The 18,802-nt window shown below is 61.5% G+C and carries 14 protein-coding genes; 10 read left to right on the top strand and 4 right to left on the bottom strand.

The annotated features are described in order from the left end of the window. Positions 1-283 precede the first annotated feature (283 nt). The 5 genes from AACV02_RS26400 to AACV02_RS26380 all read left to right on the top strand — a co-directional run bounded on the left by AACV02_RS26400 (position 284) and on the right by AACV02_RS26380 (position 8,660). The gene (locus AACV02_RS26400) at positions 284-1,210 is read left to right on the top strand and encodes an NAD synthetase (protein ID WP_119737905.1); all 927 of its coding nucleotides are present in this window, start codon (positions 284-286) and stop codon (positions 1,208-1,210) included. Then, positions 1,210-1,647: a hypothetical protein gene (locus AACV02_RS26395; protein WP_119737903.1), complete on the top strand. Its 438-nt coding sequence runs from the start codon at positions 1,210-1,212 to the stop codon at positions 1,645-1,647. Before AACV02_RS26400 ends, AACV02_RS26395 begins: the two co-directional genes overlap by 1 nt. 188 nt (positions 1,648-1,835) lie before the next feature. Then, on the top strand, positions 1,836-5,126 hold the full coding sequence (locus tag AACV02_RS26390) for a transglutaminase family protein (protein ID WP_119737901.1): 3,291 nt from the start codon (positions 1,836-1,838) through the stop codon (positions 5,124-5,126). A 157-nt stretch (positions 5,127-5,283) separates the two neighbouring features. Then, positions 5,284-7,770, top strand: coding sequence for a circularly permuted type 2 ATP-grasp protein (locus AACV02_RS26385; protein WP_119737899.1), 2,487 nt, complete (start codon positions 5,284-5,286; stop codon positions 7,768-7,770). Beyond that, positions 7,770-8,660 carry a transglutaminase family protein gene (locus tag AACV02_RS26380; RefSeq protein ID WP_119737897.1) on the top strand — a complete coding sequence of 297 codons (891 nt, stop codon included), beginning with the start codon at positions 7,770-7,772 and terminating at the stop codon, positions 8,658-8,660. Before AACV02_RS26385 ends, AACV02_RS26380 begins: the two co-directional genes overlap by 1 nt. A gap of 46 nt (positions 8,661-8,706) precedes the next feature. Here the strand turns inward: AACV02_RS26380 and AACV02_RS26375 are convergent, their stop codons facing one another. Next, complete coding sequence (locus tag AACV02_RS26375; RefSeq protein WP_106577640.1) at positions 8,707-8,889, bottom strand: hypothetical protein; 183 nt, start codon at positions 8,887-8,889, stop codon at positions 8,707-8,709. Between the two features lie 331 nt (positions 8,890-9,220). Here AACV02_RS26375 and azu point away from each other — a divergent pair, with 331 nt between their 5' ends. Beyond that, positions 9,221-9,667, top strand: a complete 447-nt coding sequence (gene azu / locus AACV02_RS26370; RefSeq protein ID WP_119737895.1) for an azurin — start codon at positions 9,221-9,223, stop codon at positions 9,665-9,667. Positions 9,668-9,862: 195 nt separating this feature from the next. Here the strand turns inward: azu and nadE are convergent, their stop codons facing one another. The 3 genes from nadE to AACV02_RS26355 all read right to left on the bottom strand — a co-directional run bounded on the left by nadE (position 9,863) and on the right by AACV02_RS26355 (position 13,031). Continuing rightward, positions 9,863-10,690 (bottom strand): ammonia-dependent NAD(+) synthetase, encoded by an 828-nt coding sequence (gene nadE, locus AACV02_RS26365; protein WP_119737893.1) that lies wholly within the window; start codon positions 10,688-10,690, stop codon positions 9,863-9,865. Between the two features lie 3 nt (positions 10,691-10,693). Beyond that, on the bottom strand, positions 10,694-11,908 hold the full coding sequence (pncB, locus tag AACV02_RS26360; protein ID WP_065900159.1) for a nicotinate phosphoribosyltransferase: 1,215 nt from the start codon (positions 11,906-11,908) through the stop codon (positions 10,694-10,696). A gap of 226 nt (positions 11,909-12,134) precedes the next feature. Further along, on the bottom strand, positions 12,135-13,031 hold the full coding sequence (locus AACV02_RS26355; protein WP_119737891.1) for a LysR family transcriptional regulator: 897 nt from the start codon (positions 13,029-13,031) through the stop codon (positions 12,135-12,137). Between the two features lie 153 nt (positions 13,032-13,184). On the opposite strand from AACV02_RS26355, the gene amaB reads away from it, so the two are divergent. The 4 genes from amaB (at position 13,185) to AACV02_RS26335 (ending at position 18,800) form a co-directional block, all read left to right on the top strand. Continuing rightward, a complete protein-coding gene (gene amaB, locus AACV02_RS26350; protein WP_119737889.1) occupies positions 13,185-14,675 on the top strand; it encodes an L-piperidine-6-carboxylate dehydrogenase in 1,491 nt (496 codons plus the stop codon). Between the two features lie 171 nt (positions 14,676-14,846). After that, entirely contained in the window at positions 14,847-16,130 is a 1,284-nt protein-coding gene (gene amaA / locus AACV02_RS26345; RefSeq protein ID WP_119737886.1) for an L-pipecolate oxidase, read from the top strand. A gap of 386 nt (positions 16,131-16,516) precedes the next feature. Beyond that, entirely contained in the window at positions 16,517-17,653 is a 1,137-nt protein-coding gene (locus tag AACV02_RS26340) for a branched-chain amino acid ABC transporter substrate-binding protein (RefSeq protein WP_119737884.1), read from the top strand. Between the two features lie 232 nt (positions 17,654-17,885). Continuing rightward, positions 17,886-18,800 (top strand): ABC transporter permease subunit, encoded by a 915-nt coding sequence (locus AACV02_RS26335; protein WP_053254074.1) that lies wholly within the window; start codon positions 17,886-17,888, stop codon positions 18,798-18,800. The last annotated feature ends 2 nt before the right edge of the window (positions 18,801-18,802 follow it).

The following is an 18,802-nucleotide window of genomic DNA, read 5'->3' as shown; positions in this document are numbered from 1 at the left end:
GCCGACGCGGCCAAGGGCAAAGGCGGCAAGCCTGCGCGCAAGCCGGTCGTGCCGCGTTGATCGCAGCCTGAATATGCAGAACGCCAGCCTCGTGCTGGCGTTTTGCTTTCTAGTCGGTGGGTAACCTGTTTGTTAAGGTGGCGCGCATTGAATCGCCTTCGCGAGCAAGCCCGCTCCCACATTCGAGCGCATTCTCATGCTGGAACTCGGAAGAATGTGGGAGCGGGCTTGCTCGCGAAGGCGTCAGTTCAGTCATCACCCATTTCAAGGAAGATCACCCCCCATGGGCAACCCCCTGGCCGGTATCGGCATGGACTCCAACCGCTCGCAATTCATGGCGCGCCAGCGCATCGAAAGCGAACTCAACCTGCCGCGGATATTTGCTGCCATCGACGCCGACCCCAACATCGTTGGTGCAGGCGTGGTGTATATCGACGCCGACTTCAATGTCGTCACCCTGCGTGAGTTCAAGCCCATCTGCAGCATTCAGCCCAAGCGCATCATTGTGCGCGAGGCGCAGAAATACGTCGCGCCAGCGCAGTTTGCTGACCAAGTGATGAATAACGCGCGCGAGTCGCGGTTGATCAGCGAAGCCTTCAACACCACCTTGTCCTGCGGCGGCGCGGTGCTGGGTTGGCTGGTGATGTTAAGCGGCACCATCGCGGTGCCGTTCAGCGGTGGTGCCAGCTCGGTCATCACCGTCATTGGCTACACCAGCGCAACCGCCAGTACGGCGTCCTGCCTGATGGGGGCCTTTCGCACCCGCAATGAGATCGTCAACCCTGGCATGAATGACTATCTGGATAACGAGGAGTGGTACCAGACCGCTACCAAGATCATGGATGGCGCTGCCTTGGTGGGCGTGGGTGCGTCTGCGCTGACCACGGTCAAATTGGTCAATGTGGCCCGTGCATCCACCGGCAAAACCCTGCGCCAAGTGCTCAAAGGCCTGAACGGTCAGGAGCGGGAAAAGCTGACAAAAGAGCTGCTGAAAATCGCCGACCCACAGATGTCGACCAAGATGCGCAAGCTGCTGCAATTGCGCGGCGATTTGCCCAAGCGCTTTACCCACACGCAGCTCAAGCACGCCACCATCGTCCAGCTCGGCGACGCTTTCAGTGCAGGGCTGAGCGTCTGGGGGCTGGTGCGCTCGGACAACCCCAAACAGCTCAAAACCTTGGCGATAGGGTTGTACGAGGAGCTTGAATAATGAATGGCGCCCCGTCATTGAAACCCTTTTTGCTGGAACATTTCCCCTCGTTCATCGGCGTGATTCTCGCCGGTTGCCTGGGCGGTTCCGGCGCAATTTCCCTGGCGGCCGCCACCTATTTTGCCGACGTGCCCATGGCCACCAATGCCACCGTCTCGTGGTTCGTGGTGATCTTCGCGGCCTTGTTCGTGGTCAACAGCAACTTCCTGGTCGTGCGCGGGCACGCCTGGGCGGTGTGGGGCATGGTCGGCTTTTTTGTGGTGTGCCTGCTGGTGGTGCTGCCGACGCTGCAGTTTCACCCGCACTGGTTTATCTACAGTGAAAGCCTGTTCTGGCCATTGCTCGGGTTGTTGCTGATCAACAGCAAGGGCTATCGGGCGATGGTCAGGAAATTGGTTGAGGTACGGCGCCTGCGCAACGCGTCCAAGGCTGCTTGACTGGGTAGATTCACCACCCCAATCGCGCGCACACGCCACAAAGATGTGCAGCGTATGCACCATCGCACTGACGATGGCGCTGTTTTGGTGCTGTACTGCAGCGGGTCTTACGATAAAGCGCAATGACGGCCGCTCTGGCATAAGTCTTGCGCGCTTTGTGTCCATGCCCTGGCTCGCAGGAGGCCGCCGTGTCGATTCATGTCGCGTTGCACCACGTTACGCATTACCGCTACGACCGCGCTGTCGAACTCGGCCCACAGATCGTGCGTTTGCGCCCGGCTGCCCATAGCCGCACGCGGATTTTGTCCTACGCACTCAAAGTGCTGCCCGAGCAGCACTTCATCAATTGGCAGCAGGACCCGCAGGGCAATTACCTGGCGCGCCTGGTGTTCCCGGAAAAGACTGACCAGCTGCGCATTGAAGTCGACCTTGTCGCTGAGATGGCGGTATTCAATCCGTTCGACTTTTTCCTTGAGCCCTACGCCGAAAAGATCCCTTTCAGCTACGCCGCCGATGAGCAGCGCGAGCTGGCGCCGTACCTGGAAACCCTGCCGCTGACACCGAAGTTTGCCGCCTACCTGGCCGGCATCGACCGCACGCCCTTGCCGGCCGTGGACTTTCTGGTCGGCCTCAACCAGCGCCTGGCGGCTGATATCGGCTACCTGATCCGCATGGAGCCGGGTGTGCAAACCCCGGAGTTCACCCTGCAAAACGCTTCTGGCTCCTGCCGCGATTCGGCCTGGCTGTTGGTGCAGTTGCTGCGCAATCTGGGGTTGGCGGCGCGTTTTGTGTCCGGCTACCTGATCCAACTGACCGCCGACGTCAAAGCCCTCGACGGTCCTTCCGGCACCGAAGTGGATTTCACCGACCTGCACGCCTGGTGCGAAGTGTATTTGCCCGGCGCCGGCTGGATCGGCCTGGATGCGACCTCCGGGCTGTTCGCCGGTGAAGGTCATATCCCGTTGGCCTGTAGTCCCGATCCGTCGTCCGCTGCGCCGATCAGTGGGCTGGTGGAGCCTTGCGAGTGCGAATTTACCCACGAGATGTCGGTTGAGCGGATTTGGGAAGCGCCCCGTGTCACTAAGCCCTACACCGAAGAGCAGTGGCTGGCGATCCAGGCGCTGGGCCGGCAGATCGACGGCGACCTGCTCAAGGACGATGTACGCCTGACCATGGGCGGCGAGCCGACCTTTGTTTCCATCGACGACCCCGATGGCGCCGAGTGGAACACCGCTGCGCTGGGGCCGGACAAGCGTCGCCTGTCTGCCGAGTTGTTCCAGCGCATGCGCAAACACTACGCGCCCACGGGGCTGGTGCACTTCGGCCAGGGCAAGTGGTACCCCGGCGAGCAACTGCCGCGCTGGTCGCTCAATTGTTACTGGCGCCGCGACGGCGTGCCAATCTGGCACAACAGCGCGCTGATCGCCGATGAACAGCAGGATTACGGCGCCGACGGCGTGATGGCCGGACGCTTCCTGGCCAGCGTCGCCGAGCGCCTGAAGTTGCCGGCGCGCTTCGTGTTTCCGGCCTTCGAAGACAATTTCTACTACCTGTGGCGCGAAGGCGCGCTGCCGCAAAATGTCACCGCCCAAGACCCACGGCTGAGCGACGACCTGGAGCGTGAACGCCTGCGCAAAGTCTTCAGCCAGGGCCTGGATAAAGTCATCGGCCAAGTGTTGCCGCTGGCGCGCACGGCCGCCAATGACCGCTGGCAGAGTGGGCGCTGGTACCTGCGCGACAACCACTGCCGCCTGGTGCCGGGCGATTCGCCGCTGGGCTATCGCCTGCCGTTGGCCTCGCAGCCTTGGGTGACGGCGGCGGAGTACCCGTTTGTGCACCCGACCGACCCGAACCAGGATCAGCCGGCGCTGCCGAGTGCTTCACACTTGCAAAGCCACGGCGAACCCGCGCCCAGCGATGAGCGCGTGCCGAAGGTGGACGAGTCCGCCGATTGGCTGACCCGCACTGCCTTGTGCGCTGAAGCGCGCGAAGGGCGGCTGTATCTGTTTATGCCGCCGCTGGAGCGCGTCGAGGACTACCTCGAACTGGTGGCCGCCATCGAAGCCACCGCCGAGGAGCTGCATTGCCCGGTGTTGCTGGAAGGCTACGAGCCGCCGTTCGACACGCGCCTGAGCAACTTCCGGGTCACGCCGGACCCGGGTGTGATTGAGGTCAACGTGCAGCCGTCCGCCACGTGGGACGAGTTGGTCGAGCGCACCGAATTTCTCTACGAAGAGGCGCGGCAAACCCGCCTCACCACAGAGAAATTCATGATCGACGGTCGCCACACCGGAACCGGCGGTGGTAACCACTTTGTGCTCGGCGGCGCCACGCCCAAGGATTCGCCGTTCCTGCGCCGCCCGGACTTGCTGCGCAGTTTGATCAGTTACTGGCATAACCACCCGTCGCTGTCGTACCTGTTTTCCGGGCTGTTTATCGGTCCGACCTCCCAGGCACCCCGAGTGGATGAGGCGCGAAACGACGCGCTGTACGAGCTCGAAATTGCCTTCGCGCAGATGCCCGAGCCCGGCGAAGAATGCCCGCCGTGGTTGGTCGACCGCCTGCTGCGCAACCTGCTGATCGACGTAACGGGCAACACCCACCGCGCCGAATTCTGCATCGACAAGCTTTACTCACCGGACGGCGCCACCGGACGCCTGGGTTTGCTGGAGCTGCGCGCGTTTGAAATGCCGCCGCATGCGCGCATGAGCCTGACCCAGCAATTGCTGCTGCGCGCTTTGGTCGCGCGTTTCTGGCGTGAGCCGTACGCGCCGCCAAAACTGGCGCGCTGGGGCACCGAGCTGCATGACCGCTTCCTGTTGCCGCACTTCATCGAGCAGGATTTCGCCGACGTGATCGTCGAACTGAACGCCGCCGGTTACCCGCTGCGAGCCGAATGGTTTGCCGCGCACCTGGAGTTTCGTTTCCCCAAGGTCGGCGACTACGCCGTCAGCGGCATCGAACTGGAACTGCGCCAGGCTCTGGAGCCTTGGCACGTACTGGGCGAGGAGGGCGCGGTGGGCGGCACGGTGCGCTATGTGGATTCGTCGCTTGAGCGCTTGCAGGTGAAGTTGAGCGGGCTGCCGCCACAACGCTATTTGCTGACGTGCAATGGCATTCCGGTGCCCCTGCAGCCGACCGGGCGCGTGGGTGAGTTTGTCGCCGGCGTGCGCTACCGCGCCTGGCAACCGGCCAACTGCCTGCAGCCGACCATCGCGGTGCACGCGCCGCTGGTATTCGACCTGCTCGACACTTGGATGCAACGCTCGCTGGGCGGCTGCCAGTATCATGTCGCCCATCCTGGCGGGCGCAATTACGACAGCTTGCCGGTGAACGCCAATGAGGCAGAGAGCCGGCGTATGGCGCGGTTTTTCCGCTTGGGGCATAGCCCTGGCAAGTTGCCTGTGCCACCTTTGGTTATCAATGACGAACTACCCATGACCCTGGATTTGCGGCGTTTCCCCAATAAAAATGACTGAATGCGATTTAAATGTGGGAGCAGGCTTGCCTGCGATAGCGATATATCAACCAGCCAATAAGGTGGCTGGAAATCGCAATCGCAGGCAAGCCAGCTCCCACAATAGATTGCAGTGAATGTGAGTTAACCTGACTTCCCTTGCCTCTGCCGAGCGTTCCATGTCCGACTTGCTCGACCGTTACCCGCTGACCGCGGGCACTTACCACGAACTGCTGGACGACAGTGGCGCGGTGCGTGCCCATTGGCAGCGCTTGCTTGATCACCTGCAACGCAGCACGCCCGCGCAACTGGCCCAGCGCCAGGCGCTGCTGACCCGGCAGATCCAGGAAAACGGCGTGACCTACAACGTCTACGCCGACCCCAAGGGCGCCGATCGCCCATGGGAGCTGGACTTACTCCCGCATGTGCTGGCCGCCGATGAGTGGCGGCACTTGTCGGCCGGTATCGCCCAGCGTGCGCGCCTGCTCAATGCCGTGTTGGCCGACATGTATGGCCCGCAGCGCCTGATCAAAGAAGGCCTGCTGCCGGCTGAGCTGGTGTTAGGGCATAACAACTTCCTCTGGCCGTGCCAGGGCATCCAGCCGCCGGACGGTACCTTTCTGCACCTGTACGCCGTGGACCTGGCGCGCACCCCGGATGGCCGCTGGTGGGTCACCGCCGACCGTACCCAGGCGCCTTCGGGCGCGGGTTATGCGTTGGAAAACCGCACCATCGTGTCCCGCGCCTTTCCGGATTTGTACCGTGACCTGCAGGTTCAGCACCTCACCGGTTTCTTCCGCACGCTGCAGGAAACCCTGGCCCGCCAGGCTTCCTGCGACGACCAATCACCGCTGATCGTGCTGCTCACGCCGGGGCGTTTCAACGAGAGCTATTTCGAACACCTGTACCTGGCGCGACAGCTCGGCTACCCGTTGGTGGAAGGCGGCGACCTCACCGTGCGCGACAGCACCGTGTTCCTGAAAACCCTCAGCGGCCTGCGCCGGGTGCACGCGATCATGCGTCGCCTGGACGACGACTTCTGCGACCCGCTGGAGCTGCGCACCGACTCTGCCCTGGGCGTGCCCGGCCTGCTGGATGCCGTGCGCCAAGGCAATGTGTTGGTGGCCAATGCCCTGGGCAGCGGCGTGCTGGAGTCGCCGGGCTTGCTCGGCTTTTTGCCGAAGATCAACCAGTTCCTGTTTGGCGAAGAATTGATCCTGCCGTCCATCGCCACCTGGTGGTGCGGTGAGGCGCCGGTGCTCGCTGAGGCCTTGGATAAACTGCCCGAGCTGCTGATCAAACCGGCGTTTCCATCGCAAAGTTTCGCCCCGGTATTTGGCCGCGACTTGAACGACGAACAACGCCAGGCGCTGGCCGAACGTATGCGTGCGCGGCCTTATGCGTATGTCGCCCAGGAATTGGCGCAACTGTCCCAGGCGCCGGTGTGGCATACCGTGGATGACCATTTGCAGCACCGCGCCATCGGCATGCGCGTGTACGCGGTGGCCAGCGACGAAGGTTATCGCGTGCTGCCCGGCGGCCTCACCCGTGTGGCGGCCGAGGCCGACGCCGAGGTGGTATCGATGCAACGCGGCGGCGCGAGCAAAGACACGTGGGTGCTGGGCGAAAGCGCTGCCGGTAGCGAGCAGTGGCGCGCGCAGCGGCCAATTGGCGCCCACGATCTGGTGCGCCGCGACCCCTACCTGCCGTCACGCGTGGTGGAAAACCTGTTTTGGTTTGGCCGTTACTGCGAGCGCTGTGATGACAGTGCGCGCTGGTTGCGGATTGTGCTGGCGCGGTACGTGGACGGTGACGATCCGCTGGCCTTGCAGGCGGCGGTCGAGCTGGGCGAGACCCTGCGCTTGCTGCCCGAAGAAGGGGAATTGCCCGAGCGGCTGCTTGCCGCCTTGCTTGGCGATGACTGGCCATCGAGCCTGCGCGCCAACCTGCAGCGTCTGCAGTGGGCGGCGTCCCAGGTGCGCGGCAAGCTGTCGCGAGAAAACTGGCAGGCCTTGGTCGAGTTGCAGCGCGAAGCCCTGGAGCTGGAAAGCCAGACCCCGGACTTCGGCGAGCTGCTGGATTTCCTCAACCGCCTGGTGATGTCCCTGGCGGCGCTGTCCGGCTTTGCCCTGGATGACATGACCCGTGATGAAGGCTGGCGCTTCTTGATGATGGGCCGGCGCATCGAGCGCCTGCAGTTCCTGAGCAGCAGCCTGGCGGCATTCCTGCGTGGTGTGGCGGTGTTTGATCAGGCCGGGCTTGAGTGGCTGCTGGAGTTGGGTAACAGCAGCATCACCTATCGCTCGCGCTACCTGGCGGTGCCGCAGTTGATCCCGGTACTCGACCTGTTGTTGCTGGATGAGCAGAACCCGCATGCGGTGCTGTTCCAGCTGAAACTGGTCAGCCGCACGTTACGTCGTCTTAACGATGACTTCGGTGTGCCTCGGGAAACCGGGCTGGCGCCGCTGGTGGAGCGCCTGGCACGTTTTGACCTGGGTTGCCTGGAGAACCCGCTGTTCGGCGAGTCCAGCGTGCGTGCCGCGTTGGGTGGCCTGGCTGACCTGCTGCAAGCGGTGGCCGATGAGAGTGGGCAAGTGTCGGATCGCCTGGCGTTGCGCCATTTTGCCCATGTGGATGATGTCAGCCAGCAGACGGTGTCGGTGTGATGAGTGCGCGCTACCAGATTTTTCACGATACCCACTACCACTACGACAGCCCGGTGTCGCTGGCGCAACAGCTGGCGCACTTGTGGCCACGGCCGTGCGCGTGGCAGCGTTGCAGTTCGCAGCAACTGGACATCAGCCCGGAGCCGACGGCGCGGCGCGATGAGCTGGACGTGTTCGGCAACCCGATCACCCGGCTGGCGTTCGAACGGCCCCATGATGAACTGCTGGTGAATGCAGGGCTGACCGTCGAAGTGCTGGCGCGGCCTGCGCTGGATTTTCAGCAGTCGCCGGCCTGGGATCAGACCCGCGACAGCCTGACTTACAGCAGCCAGCCGCTGTCAGCCGAACTGATCGAAGCCTGCCGCTATCGCTTCGAGTCGCCCTACGTGCACCTGAAAAAAACCTTCGTCGAGTTTTCCGAAAGCTGTTTTCCGCCCGGCGAGCCGTTGCTGCTCGGCGTGCAGGCGTTGATGGAGAAGATTTTCAGCGAGTTCACCTTCGATGCCGAAGCCACTCAGGTCGCCACGCCGCTGGTGGAAGTGCTGGAGCGCCGACGCGGCGTGTGCCAGGACTTCGCCCACCTGATGCTAGCGTGCCTGCGCTCGCGTGGCCTGGCAGCGCGGTACATCAGTGGCTATCTGCTTACGCAGCCACCGCCCGGCCAGCCACGGCTGATCGGCGCCGATGCGTCGCACGCGTGGGTTTCGGTGTTTTGCCCGGTGTCGGGCTGGGTAGATTTTGATCCGACCAACAATGTGCAGCCGGCACTGGAGCACATCACCTTGGCCTGGGGCCGGGATTTCTCGGATGTGTCGCCGTTGCGGGGGGTGATTCTGGGAGGAGGGAACCATGACCCGGAGGTGCGGGTGACGGTGATGCCGCTGCAATAGCATTGGATTGAGGCGAGCAGGGAAGGCCTGCTCACCTCAACAGAATTTATTCAGCCGGGTCTTTCGGTGTCTCGGTTTCGTCGGTTGCCACTTCACCTTCGGCATCCGGGTTCAGTGCACTTGCTTCTTCATCTGCAGCGGCTTTCTTGCGTTGCAGCTTTTCCTCTTTCTTCTGCTCCTTGGCCAAGTCTCTCTGACGTTTGGCGAAGGAGTAATTAGGTTTGGCCATGGGCGATCCTCTAGGGTCGAAGGTGAGGGTGGCGGCGCGCAGCTGCCTTGGGTCGCTATGGTAGCAGCTTAGCGGCGCGGTTGGCCTTCACTTACCGCAGGCGTACGCGGCCAGCAGACCGTTGAACAGTTGATTCAGATGCATGGCGCGGGCTCCAAGGGGGATGAGCTGATCATAGGCAGGTGGTCGAACTTTGGCTGGTAGATTGTGTTGATCAGTCTGATAGCCTAAAGTTGTATACAATCTGTTGATGCAGATCATAAGAATTCAAGCCTGCTTGAGGCACCCTTGTCGCAATACGCGTTTTTTAAACCCTGCCATGGAGATTCACATGTTTGCCAAAATCGTTGCTGTTTCCCTGCTGACACTGGCGAGCGGCCAGTTGCTTGCTGCAGAGTGCGCGGTCACTGTTGATTCCACCGACCAGATGTCCTTCAACACCAAAGAAATCACCATCGACAAGAGCTGCAAGACGTTCACCGTAAACCTGGAACACTCCGGCAGCTTGCCGAAGAACGTCATGGGCCATAACTGGGTGCTGAGCTCCGCCGCCGACATGCCTGGCATCGCCAGCGACGGCATGGCCGCCGGCATTGAAAAGAATTACCTCAAAGACGGCGACACGCGCATCATCGCCCACACCAAGATCATTGGTGCTGGCGAGAAAGACGCCGTGACCTTCGATGTGTCGAAACTGGCCGCCGGTACGGATTACGCGTTCTTCTGCTCGTTCCCAGGCCACATCTCGATGATGAAAGGCACTGTGACCGTCAAGTAAGCCGATTCCGGTCGAAAAAAAAGCGCCTTGCGGGGCGCTTTTTTGTGGGCGGCCTGTAGTACCGCGTTATCGTTCTTCGCGAGCAAGCTCGCTCCCACACTTGATCGAGTTCCAGCATGAGGATGCGTTCAAATGTGGGAGCGGGCTTGCTCGCGAAGGCGATCTAACAATCAGTACAAAACTATCTGGCTCACCTCACGGCGCGAATGGCATGACCCGCTTGTGCTCGGTCTTGCGATACGTGTCGCAAATGATCTTGAACGCCTCTTCACGCACTGGCTCGCCGTGCAGGAAGGCATCAATCTCGGCGTACGTCACGCCGTGGGATGCTTCGTCCGGCTTGCCTGGCGACAAGTCTTCGAGGTCGGCCGTCGGGATCTTCTCCACCAGCGATTCCGGCGCACCAAAGTGCCGAGCAATCGCACGTACCTGGTTTTTCACCAGCCCGCTCAATGGCGCCAGGTCGCAGGCACCATCACCAAACTTGGTGAAAAAGCCCATGACCGCTTCCGCCGCATGGTCGGTGCCGATCACCAGGCCACCGGCCGCGCCAGCGATGGTGTACTGCGCCACCATGCGCATGCGCGCCTTGGTGTTGCCCAGTACAAAATCACGCGACACCGCCGCCTTGCCTTCAAAGGCCGCCACTTCATTGGCCAGGGATTTGACCGCCGGGCCGATGTTCACAGTGTGGCGCTCGTCCGGTTCGATGAAGTCCACCGAAGCCTGAGCGTCGATTTCGTCGAACTGGGTTTCGTAGGGCAGGCGCACGGCGATGAAACGGTAGGCCTCGTCGCCGCTGCTGGCCCGCAGTTCGCGCATCGCACGTTGGGCCAGCAGGCCGGCGGTCAGGGAGTCGACGCCACCGCTGATGCCCAGCACCAAGGTCTTGAGCCCGGAATTGCGCAGGCAATCCTGGATAAAGGTCACGCGGCGGGCAACTTCGGCCTCCAGGGCGGCCTGGTCCTTGAACGGGGCTTGGACCTTGAGCTGCTGCGCAATCTCACGCTGTACGGCTTGCATGATTCACTCCTTGCTGGAAAGGGCAGGTACTTTGAAAACGTGACGCAAATAGGCGACGAAATTCGGATCGGTGCAGTGGGTCTTGCCCGCTTCATCGGAGATTTTCGCGACGGGCTGGCCATTGCAGGCCGTCATTTTAAGCACGATGCTCATCGGCTCAACCCCTGGAATGTCACAGGTCAGGTTGGTGCCGATGCCGAAGCTGACATTAATGCGACCGCGCAACGCGCGGAAAATCTCCAGGGCCTTGGGCAGCGACAGGCTGTCAGAGAACACCAGCGTCTTGCTCATCGGCTCGATGCCGAGCTTGTGGTAGTGGGCGATGGCCTTTTCTGCCCACTGCACCGGGTCACCGGAATCGTGGCGCAGGCCGTCGAACAGCTTGGCGAAGTACAAGTCGAAGTCGCCGAGGAAAGCATCGGTGGTGATGCAGTCGGTCAGCGCGATGCCCAGCAGGCCTCGGTATTCGCGGACCCAGCAGTCGAGCGCGGCGATCTGGCTGTCGATCAGGCGCGGCCCGAGTTGCTGGTGGGCCATGATCCATTCGTGGGCCATGGTGCCGAGCGGCTTCATGTCGAATTCGCGGGCCAGGTGCACGTTGCTGGTGCCGACGAAGCGGCCTGGGAAGTCGTGCTTGAGCACGCTGACCACTTCTTCCTGCACCCGGTACGAGAAGCGCCGGCGCGTGCCGAAGTCGGCCACCTGCAGTTCCGACAGCTCGTCGCTGCTGGCGTTGGCGGTCAGCCAGTCGAATTTGCGGTACAACTGCTCGCGGGCCTGTTCGAGGATCACGGTCTGGTAGCGGTAGCGGTTACGCACTTCGCTGACGATGGCCAGCATCGGTACTTCAAACAGGATCACATGCAGCCACGGCCCGCGCAGGCGGATAAACAGCTCGCCGTTCTCGATGCCGGTTTGCACATAGCGCAGGTTGAAGCGGAACAGCCCCAGGAAGCGCAAAAAGTCCGGCTTCATGAAGCTGATGCGCTCCAGAAAGCCCAATTGATCCGGGCTCAGGCTCAGCTCGGCGAGGCGCTCGATCTGGTAGCGGATTTCCGCCAGGTACGGGCGCAGGTCTTCGCTGTTGCGGCAACGGAACTCCCATTCAACTTCCACATTCGGGTAGTTGTGCAGCACCGCCTGCATCATGGTCAGCTTGTAGAAGTCGGTGTCGAGCAAGTTCTGCACGATGCGATCGGCAAACACACTCTCGCTCATAACGGGAATCTCCAGACGGGTCGACGATGGGCGCCGACCTTTACGCACTATTAAGGAATGGCGCTAGTGGCGCATAGACCCGTGGGGTTTTGCCAGTGTTTTTTCAGCTTGGCACTGTTGTTGTGGCCACTGGCGCCTTCGCGAGCAAGCCCGCTCCCACAGTTGGAATGCATTTCAAGTGTGGGAGCGGGCTTGCTCGCGAAGGCGGTATTGCAGGCGACGCACCTCAAACAGGCTTTACCTGTTCCATCATCCACTTCACAAAATCGCGCACCTTGGGCACCTCCGCCGAATGCTCCGGATACGCCAGGTAATACGCATCCTGGCTGGGTAACGCGTGCTGCCAGGGAATCACCAGCTTGCCCTCGGCCAATTCTTCTTCCACCAGAAAGCGCGGCAGCAAGGCCACGCCGCAGCCCACTTGCGCCGCGCGAATGCACATATAGAAGGTGTCGAAGCGCGGCCCGTGGTAGCTGTGCTCGGTGTGGAAACCCTGGCTGGCGAACCAGTCATGCCAGCCTTGGGGCCGCGAGGCGTTCTGCAGCAGTACCAGGTCGCTGAGTTGCGTGGGGTCGGTGAACGGCTGCGCAGGGAGGCTTTCCGGCGCACACACCGCCACCAACTCTTCGCTGAACAGTTTCAGGCTCTCGGTGCCGGGCCGTGAGCCCTGGCCGAAGTAAAAAGCCATGTCGGCCTTGCCTTGCAGCAGTTCGTCCGGCTCCTGCTCGTTGCACAGGTCCAAATGGATGTGCGGATGGCGTAAACGCCAGCCTTTGAGGCGCGGCACCAGCCAGCGCGCGCCGAAGGTGTAGGGCGTGGACACCCGCAGCACTTCGGTCTCGCCGCCGTAGGAGCGCAGGTAATGGGTGGACATCTCCACCTGCGTGAGGATTTTTCGCACCTCCACCAAGTACAAATCACCCGCCGGGGTCATCTGCAAGCGGCGGCGCACCCGGCGAAACAGCAGGTGTTGCAGCAACTCTTCCAACTGCGCGACCTGTTTGCTCACCGCGCTTTGCGTGAGGTTCAGTTCCTCGGCGGCCCGGGTAAAGCTCAGGTGGCGGGTGGCGGCTTCGAAACACTGCAGGGCGGTGATCGAGGGCAAATGTCTTTTGTTCAGCACGGCACGCCTCTTTTTATTCTTTGCATGAATAAACGGAATGATATCTCGCCTAATCGTCGTTTGTTGGCAAGTCTTGGGCCAGCTACAAATAAGGCCTGGATCGCCGTGTCCGTGGCGGCGCGAATTTTCTGTTTGGAATTGAAGGAGTGACCCATGGTTGCCGCATTGCTTGATCGTCTCGGGGTGAACCCGGCGCTGTACCAGTCGGGAAAACAACCCGTGCATTCGCCGATCGACGGCAGCCGTATCGGCAGTGTGCATTGGGAAGGCGCCGCCGAGGTGGAGCAACAGGTCAGTCGCGCCGAGCATGCATTCGAGGCTTGGCGCAAGGTGCCGGCACCGCGCCGTGGCGAGCTGGTGCGCCAGTTCGGCGACGTATTGCGCGAATACAAGGCAGACCTGGGCGAGCTGGTGTCCTGGGAAGCCGGCAAGATCACTCAGGAAGGCCTGGGTGAAGTGCAGGAAATGATCGACATCTGCGACTTCGCCGTCGGCCTGTCGCGCCAGTTGTACGGCTTGACCATCGCCTCTGAGCGCCCGGGCCACCATATGCGTGAAACCTGGCACCCGCTGGGCGTGGTCGGCGTGATCAGCGCCTTTAACTTCCCGGTGGCCGTATGGGCGTGGAACACCACGCTGGCGCTGGTGTGCGGCAACGCCGTGATCTGGAAACCGTCGGAAAAGACCCCGCTCACCGCGCTGGCTTGCCAGGCGCTGTTCGAGCGTGTGCTGAAAACATTCACCGATGCGCCCGAGTACCTGAGCCAAGTGATCATCGGTGGTCGCGACGCCGGCGCCGCGCTGGTGGATGACCCGCGCGTGGCACTGATCAGCGCCACCGGCAGTACCCGCATGGGCCGCGAAGTGGCGCCCAAAGTCGCCGCCCGCTTCGCCCGCAGCATTCTCGAGCTGGGCGGCAACAACGCAATGATCCTCGGCCCAAGCGCCGACCTGGACATGGCCGTACGCGCCATCCTGTTCAGCGCCGTCGGCACCGCCGGCCAGCGTTGCACCAGCCTGCGCCGCCTGATCGCGCATGAGTCGGTCAAAGAAGAAATCGTGACCCGCCTCAAGGCGGCGTATTCCAAGGTGCGCATCGGCCACCCGCTGGAAGGCAACCTGATCGGTCCGCTGATCGACAAACACGGCTTCGAAAACATGCAGGACGCCCTGGAGCAGGCCTTGAGCGAAGGCGGCAAGGTGTTCGGCGGCAAGCGTCAGCTGGAAGATAAATTCCCGAATGCCTACTACGTGTCGCCGGCGATTGTGGAAATGCCCGAGCAAAGCGACGTGGTGTGCACCGAAACCTTCGCGCCGATTCTGTATGTGATCGGCTACAGCGACTTTGCCGAAGCCCTGCGTTTGAATAACGCCGTGCCGCAAGGCCTGTCGTCGTGCATCTTCACTACCGATGTGCGTGAAGCCGAGCAGTTCATGTCGGCGGTAGGCAGTGACTGCGGGATCGCCAACGTCAACATCGGCCCGAGCGGTGCGGAAATCGGTGGCGCGTTTGGCGGAGAGAAAGAGACTGGCGGCGGGCGCGAGTCGGGTTCGGATGCATGGCGCGGCTACATGCGTCGCCAGACCAATACCGTGAACTACTCGCTGGAATTGCCGCTGGCGCAGGGTATTACCTTCGACTAAATCCCTGTCGAGACGCGGTTGAAAATGTGGGTGCGGGCTTGCTCGCGAATGCGGTGGATCAGCTGTATATCTGTTGACTGACACACCGCTTTCGCGAGCAAGCCCGCTCCCACATTTGACTTCATTTGCAGTTCGGAAAAGTGGTTTGTTGGGTCTCATCGGAGTCTGGCAATGGCATTACGCGAAGGATGTTTGTGGGAGCACCTGACCCCTGGCCGCCCGGACCGGGCCGCGCTCAAGGGCGAGGTCAAGGTGGATGTGTGCGTGATCGGCGCCGGGATCACCGGGTTGTCGGCAGCCGTTCATTTGCTGGAGCAAGGTAAAAGCGTCGCCGTGCTGGAGGCCCATCGCACCGGCCACGGCGGTTCGGGGCGTAACGTCGGGCTGGTCAACGCCGGCATGTGGATTCCACCGGACGAGATCGAAGCCGGTTTTGGCGAGGCGGTGGGCAGCCAGCTCAACCGCATGTTGGGCGCAGCGCCATCGTTGGTGTTCAGCTTGATCGACAAGTACGGCATCGACTGCCAACTGCGCCGCGAGGGCACGTTGCACATGGCGCACAATGCCCGTGGCGAGGCGGATTTACGCAGTCGTGAAGCACAATGGAAGCGCCGTGGCGCGCCGGTTGAGTTGCTGACCGGGCAAGCCTGCGAACACGCCACCGGCACCAAAAAGATCGCCGCCGCGCTGCTGGATCGGCGCGCGGGCACCTTGAACCCGATGGCCTACACCAGTGGTTTGGCGAATGCGGCGGTTGGCCTGGGTGGGCAGCTTTTCGACCATTCCCCGGTCACCCAACTGGAGCGCCAGGGCGCAAACTGGTCGGTGCAAACCGCGCAGGGCTCGGTGCAGGCTGCACAAGTGGTGATTGCTTCCAATGCCTACACCGAAGGCGAATGGACCGAGCTGCGGCGCAACTTCTTCCCAGGCTATTACTACCAGGTCGCCTCGGCGCCGCTGACGGACGAGGCTGCCAAACAGATCCTGCCTGGCGGGCAGGGTTCGTGGGACACGCGTCAGGTGTTGAGCAGCATCCGCCGCGATGCAGAAGGCCGCCTGTTGCTCGGCAGCCTGGGCAATGGTCATCAGAAACCTGCGTGGTTCCTCAAGGCGTGGGCCGATCGGGTGCAGCAGCATTACTTCCCGTACCTCAAATCGGTGCAATGGGAATACACCTGGACCGGCTGCATCGCCTTCACCCCGGACCACCTGATGCGTCTGTTCGAACCCGCGCCGGGCCTGGTGGCGGTGACCGGCTATAACGGGCGGGGCGTGACCACCGGCAGCGTGGTGGGCAAGGCATTTGCCGACTATTTGTGTCACCAGAATCCCCAAGCCCTGCCAATTCCCTTTGCACCGATGCAACCGCTGGCCGGGGTGGGTCTGCGCAGCTGCCTGTATGAAGCTGGATTTTCGCTGTACCACGCGGGCCAATGCCTGCGGATCGTGATCTGATCAGCGAAATACCTGTCAGAAGCCTGCATTTTCTTAGCAGGCTACTAATCTGTATTGGTGCAAGTCGTAGCAATCACGCACTGTAAATGTGCAGTTCCGTTACGCACATTGTTACAGGCGTAGGAACGGTCGTTTATCCGTCTGGTTGCAGGTGCGACCTGCCAGGGTTGTACTTTTTCGCGCCATCGGTTGCACCTCTCGATGCTAGACGGTTGCACGTCCTGGCAAAAGGAGTCGAAACGCCTGTAATAACAATGACACCGTGTCTTTTTGAAGAATAAAAACGTAATGGCACGCGGCTTGCTCTGGGCTTTCCCTGAAAGTTTCAGTTGAAGGTTCGCAGTGAAATCGTAGTGCCAATAAACAAAAACCTCGGAGCACCACTCATGTCCCAGACGTTTTACAAGAAAGGTTTTCTGGCCCTCGCCGTTGCAGCGGCGCTGGGTGTTTCTGCGTTTGTTCAAGCTGATGTGAAGATTGGCGTAGCGGGGCCGATGACGGGCGCCAACGCAGCTTTCGGTGAGCAGTACATGAAGGGTGCCCAAGCGGCAGCCGATGTGATCAACAAGGCCGGCGGGATCAACGGCGAGCAACTCAAGCTGGTGGCCGGCGATGACGCCTGTGAGCCGAAGCAGGCCGTGGCCGTAGCCAACCGCCTGGCGGACCAGGACAAAGTGATCGGCGTGGTCGGGCACTTCTGCTCCTCCAACACCATCCCGGCCTCCGAAGTGTACGACGAAGCCGGCATCATCATGATCACCCCGGGTTCCACCAACCCACAGGTGACCGAACGTGGCCTGGGCGCGGTGTTCCGTATGTGCGGGCGTGATGACCAGCAAGGCATCGTCGCCGGCGACTACATCGTCGACGTGCTCAAGGGCAAGAAAGTCGCGGTCATCAACGACAAAGACACCTACGGCAAAGGCCTGGCTGACGCCACCGCTCAGCAGTTGACCAAGCGTGGCGTCAAGCCGGTGCTGGAAGAAGGCCTGACCCGTGGCGAGAAAGACTTCAGCGCGCTGGTCACCAAAATCCGCTCCACCGGTGCCGATGTGGTGTACTTCGGCGGCCTGCACCCTGAAGCCGGTCCATTGGTGCGCCAGATCCGTGAAGCGGGCCTCAAGGACGTCAAGTTCATGTCCGATGACGGCGTCGTCACCGACGAACTGGTCGCCACCGCAGGCGGCGCGCAATACGTCGACGGCGTTTACATGACCTTCGGCGCCGACCCGCGCCTGCTGCCATACAGCAAGACCGTCGTGGAAGAGTTCCGCAAAAACGGCACCGAGCCTGAAGGCTACACCCTGTACGCCTATGCCTCGATCCAGGCCCTGGCCGCTGGCTTCAACGGCGCCAAGTCCAATAAAGGCGAAGACGCCGCCAAGTGGCTGAAATCGCACCCGGTCAAAACCGTGATGGGCGAGAAAAACTGGGACGCCAAGGGCGACCTGAAAATCTCCGACTACGTGGTTTACCAGTGGGATAAAGACGGCAAATACCACCAGCTGGAAAAGCAGAAGTAAGAACAAACACGATCGTTTAAGCGCCTCGATCCCCTGTGGGAGCTGGCTTGCCTGCGATAGCGGTTTCACCTTCAACACAGGTGTTGGTTGTCAGTCCGTCATCGCGGGCAAGCCCGGCTCCCACAGGGAGCGCGGTTGCTCGCACCATCGTGTCAGGCGACAAGTCTGTCTTTTCCTCCAGAAGCGCCGCACACCCACCGGTGTGCAGGTGCTCACCGCGTGAGATTGCGTTATGGATGGTATTTTCCTGCAGCAACTGGTCAACGGCCTGACCCTCGGGTCGGTCTATGGCCTGATCGCCATCGGCTACACAATGGTCTACGGCATCATTGGCATGATCAACTTCGCCCATGGCGAGGTTTATATGATTTCCGCTTACCTCGCGGCGATCAGTCTGGCACTGCTGGCTTACTTCGGCATCGAATCCTTCCCGCTGCTCATTCTCGGCACCCTGATATTCACCGTGGTCGTCACCGGCGTTTACGGTTGGGTCATCGAGCGTGTCGCCTACAAACCGCTGCGCAACTCCACCCGACTGGCACCGCTGATCAGCGCCATCGGTATCTCCCTGATCCTGCAAAACTATGCGCAGATCGCTCAGGGCGCGAAACAACAAGGCATTCCTACCCTGCTGGCCGGCGCCTGGCGCGTCGATATCGGCAGTGGGTTCGTGCAGTTGACCTACACCAAGGTGTTCATCCTGGTGGCCGCGTTTCTGGGCATGGGGCTGCTGACCTACATCATCAAGTACACCAAGCTGGGCCGCATGTGCCGCGCGACCCAGCAAGACCGCAAGATGGCGTCGATCCTCGGCATCAACACCGACCGGGTGATCTCCTACGTGTTCGTGATTGGTGCAGCGATGGCGGCCCTGGCTGGCGTGCTGATTACCCTCAACTACGGCACGTTCGACTTCTACGCCGGCTTCATCATCGGCATCAAGGCGTTTACCGCAGCGGTACTCGGCGGCATCGGTTCCCTGCCTGGGGCCATGCTCGGCGGGATCATCCTGGGTATCTCCGAGTCGCTGTTCTCGGGGTTGATCAACTCTGACTACAAAGACGTGTTCAGTTTCTCCCTGCTGGTGGTGATTCTGATTTTCCGTCCTCAGGGCCTGCTTGGTCGCCCGCTCGTGGCGAAGGTGTAAAC

The organism is Pseudomonas sp. Larv2_ips, from assembly GCF_963879675.1.
GTDB lineage: Bacteria > Pseudomonadota > Gammaproteobacteria > Pseudomonadales > Pseudomonadaceae > Aquipseudomonas.
The sequence above is the reverse complement of the archived record's forward strand: the minus strand, read 5'-3'. Positions and strand labels throughout refer to the sequence as shown.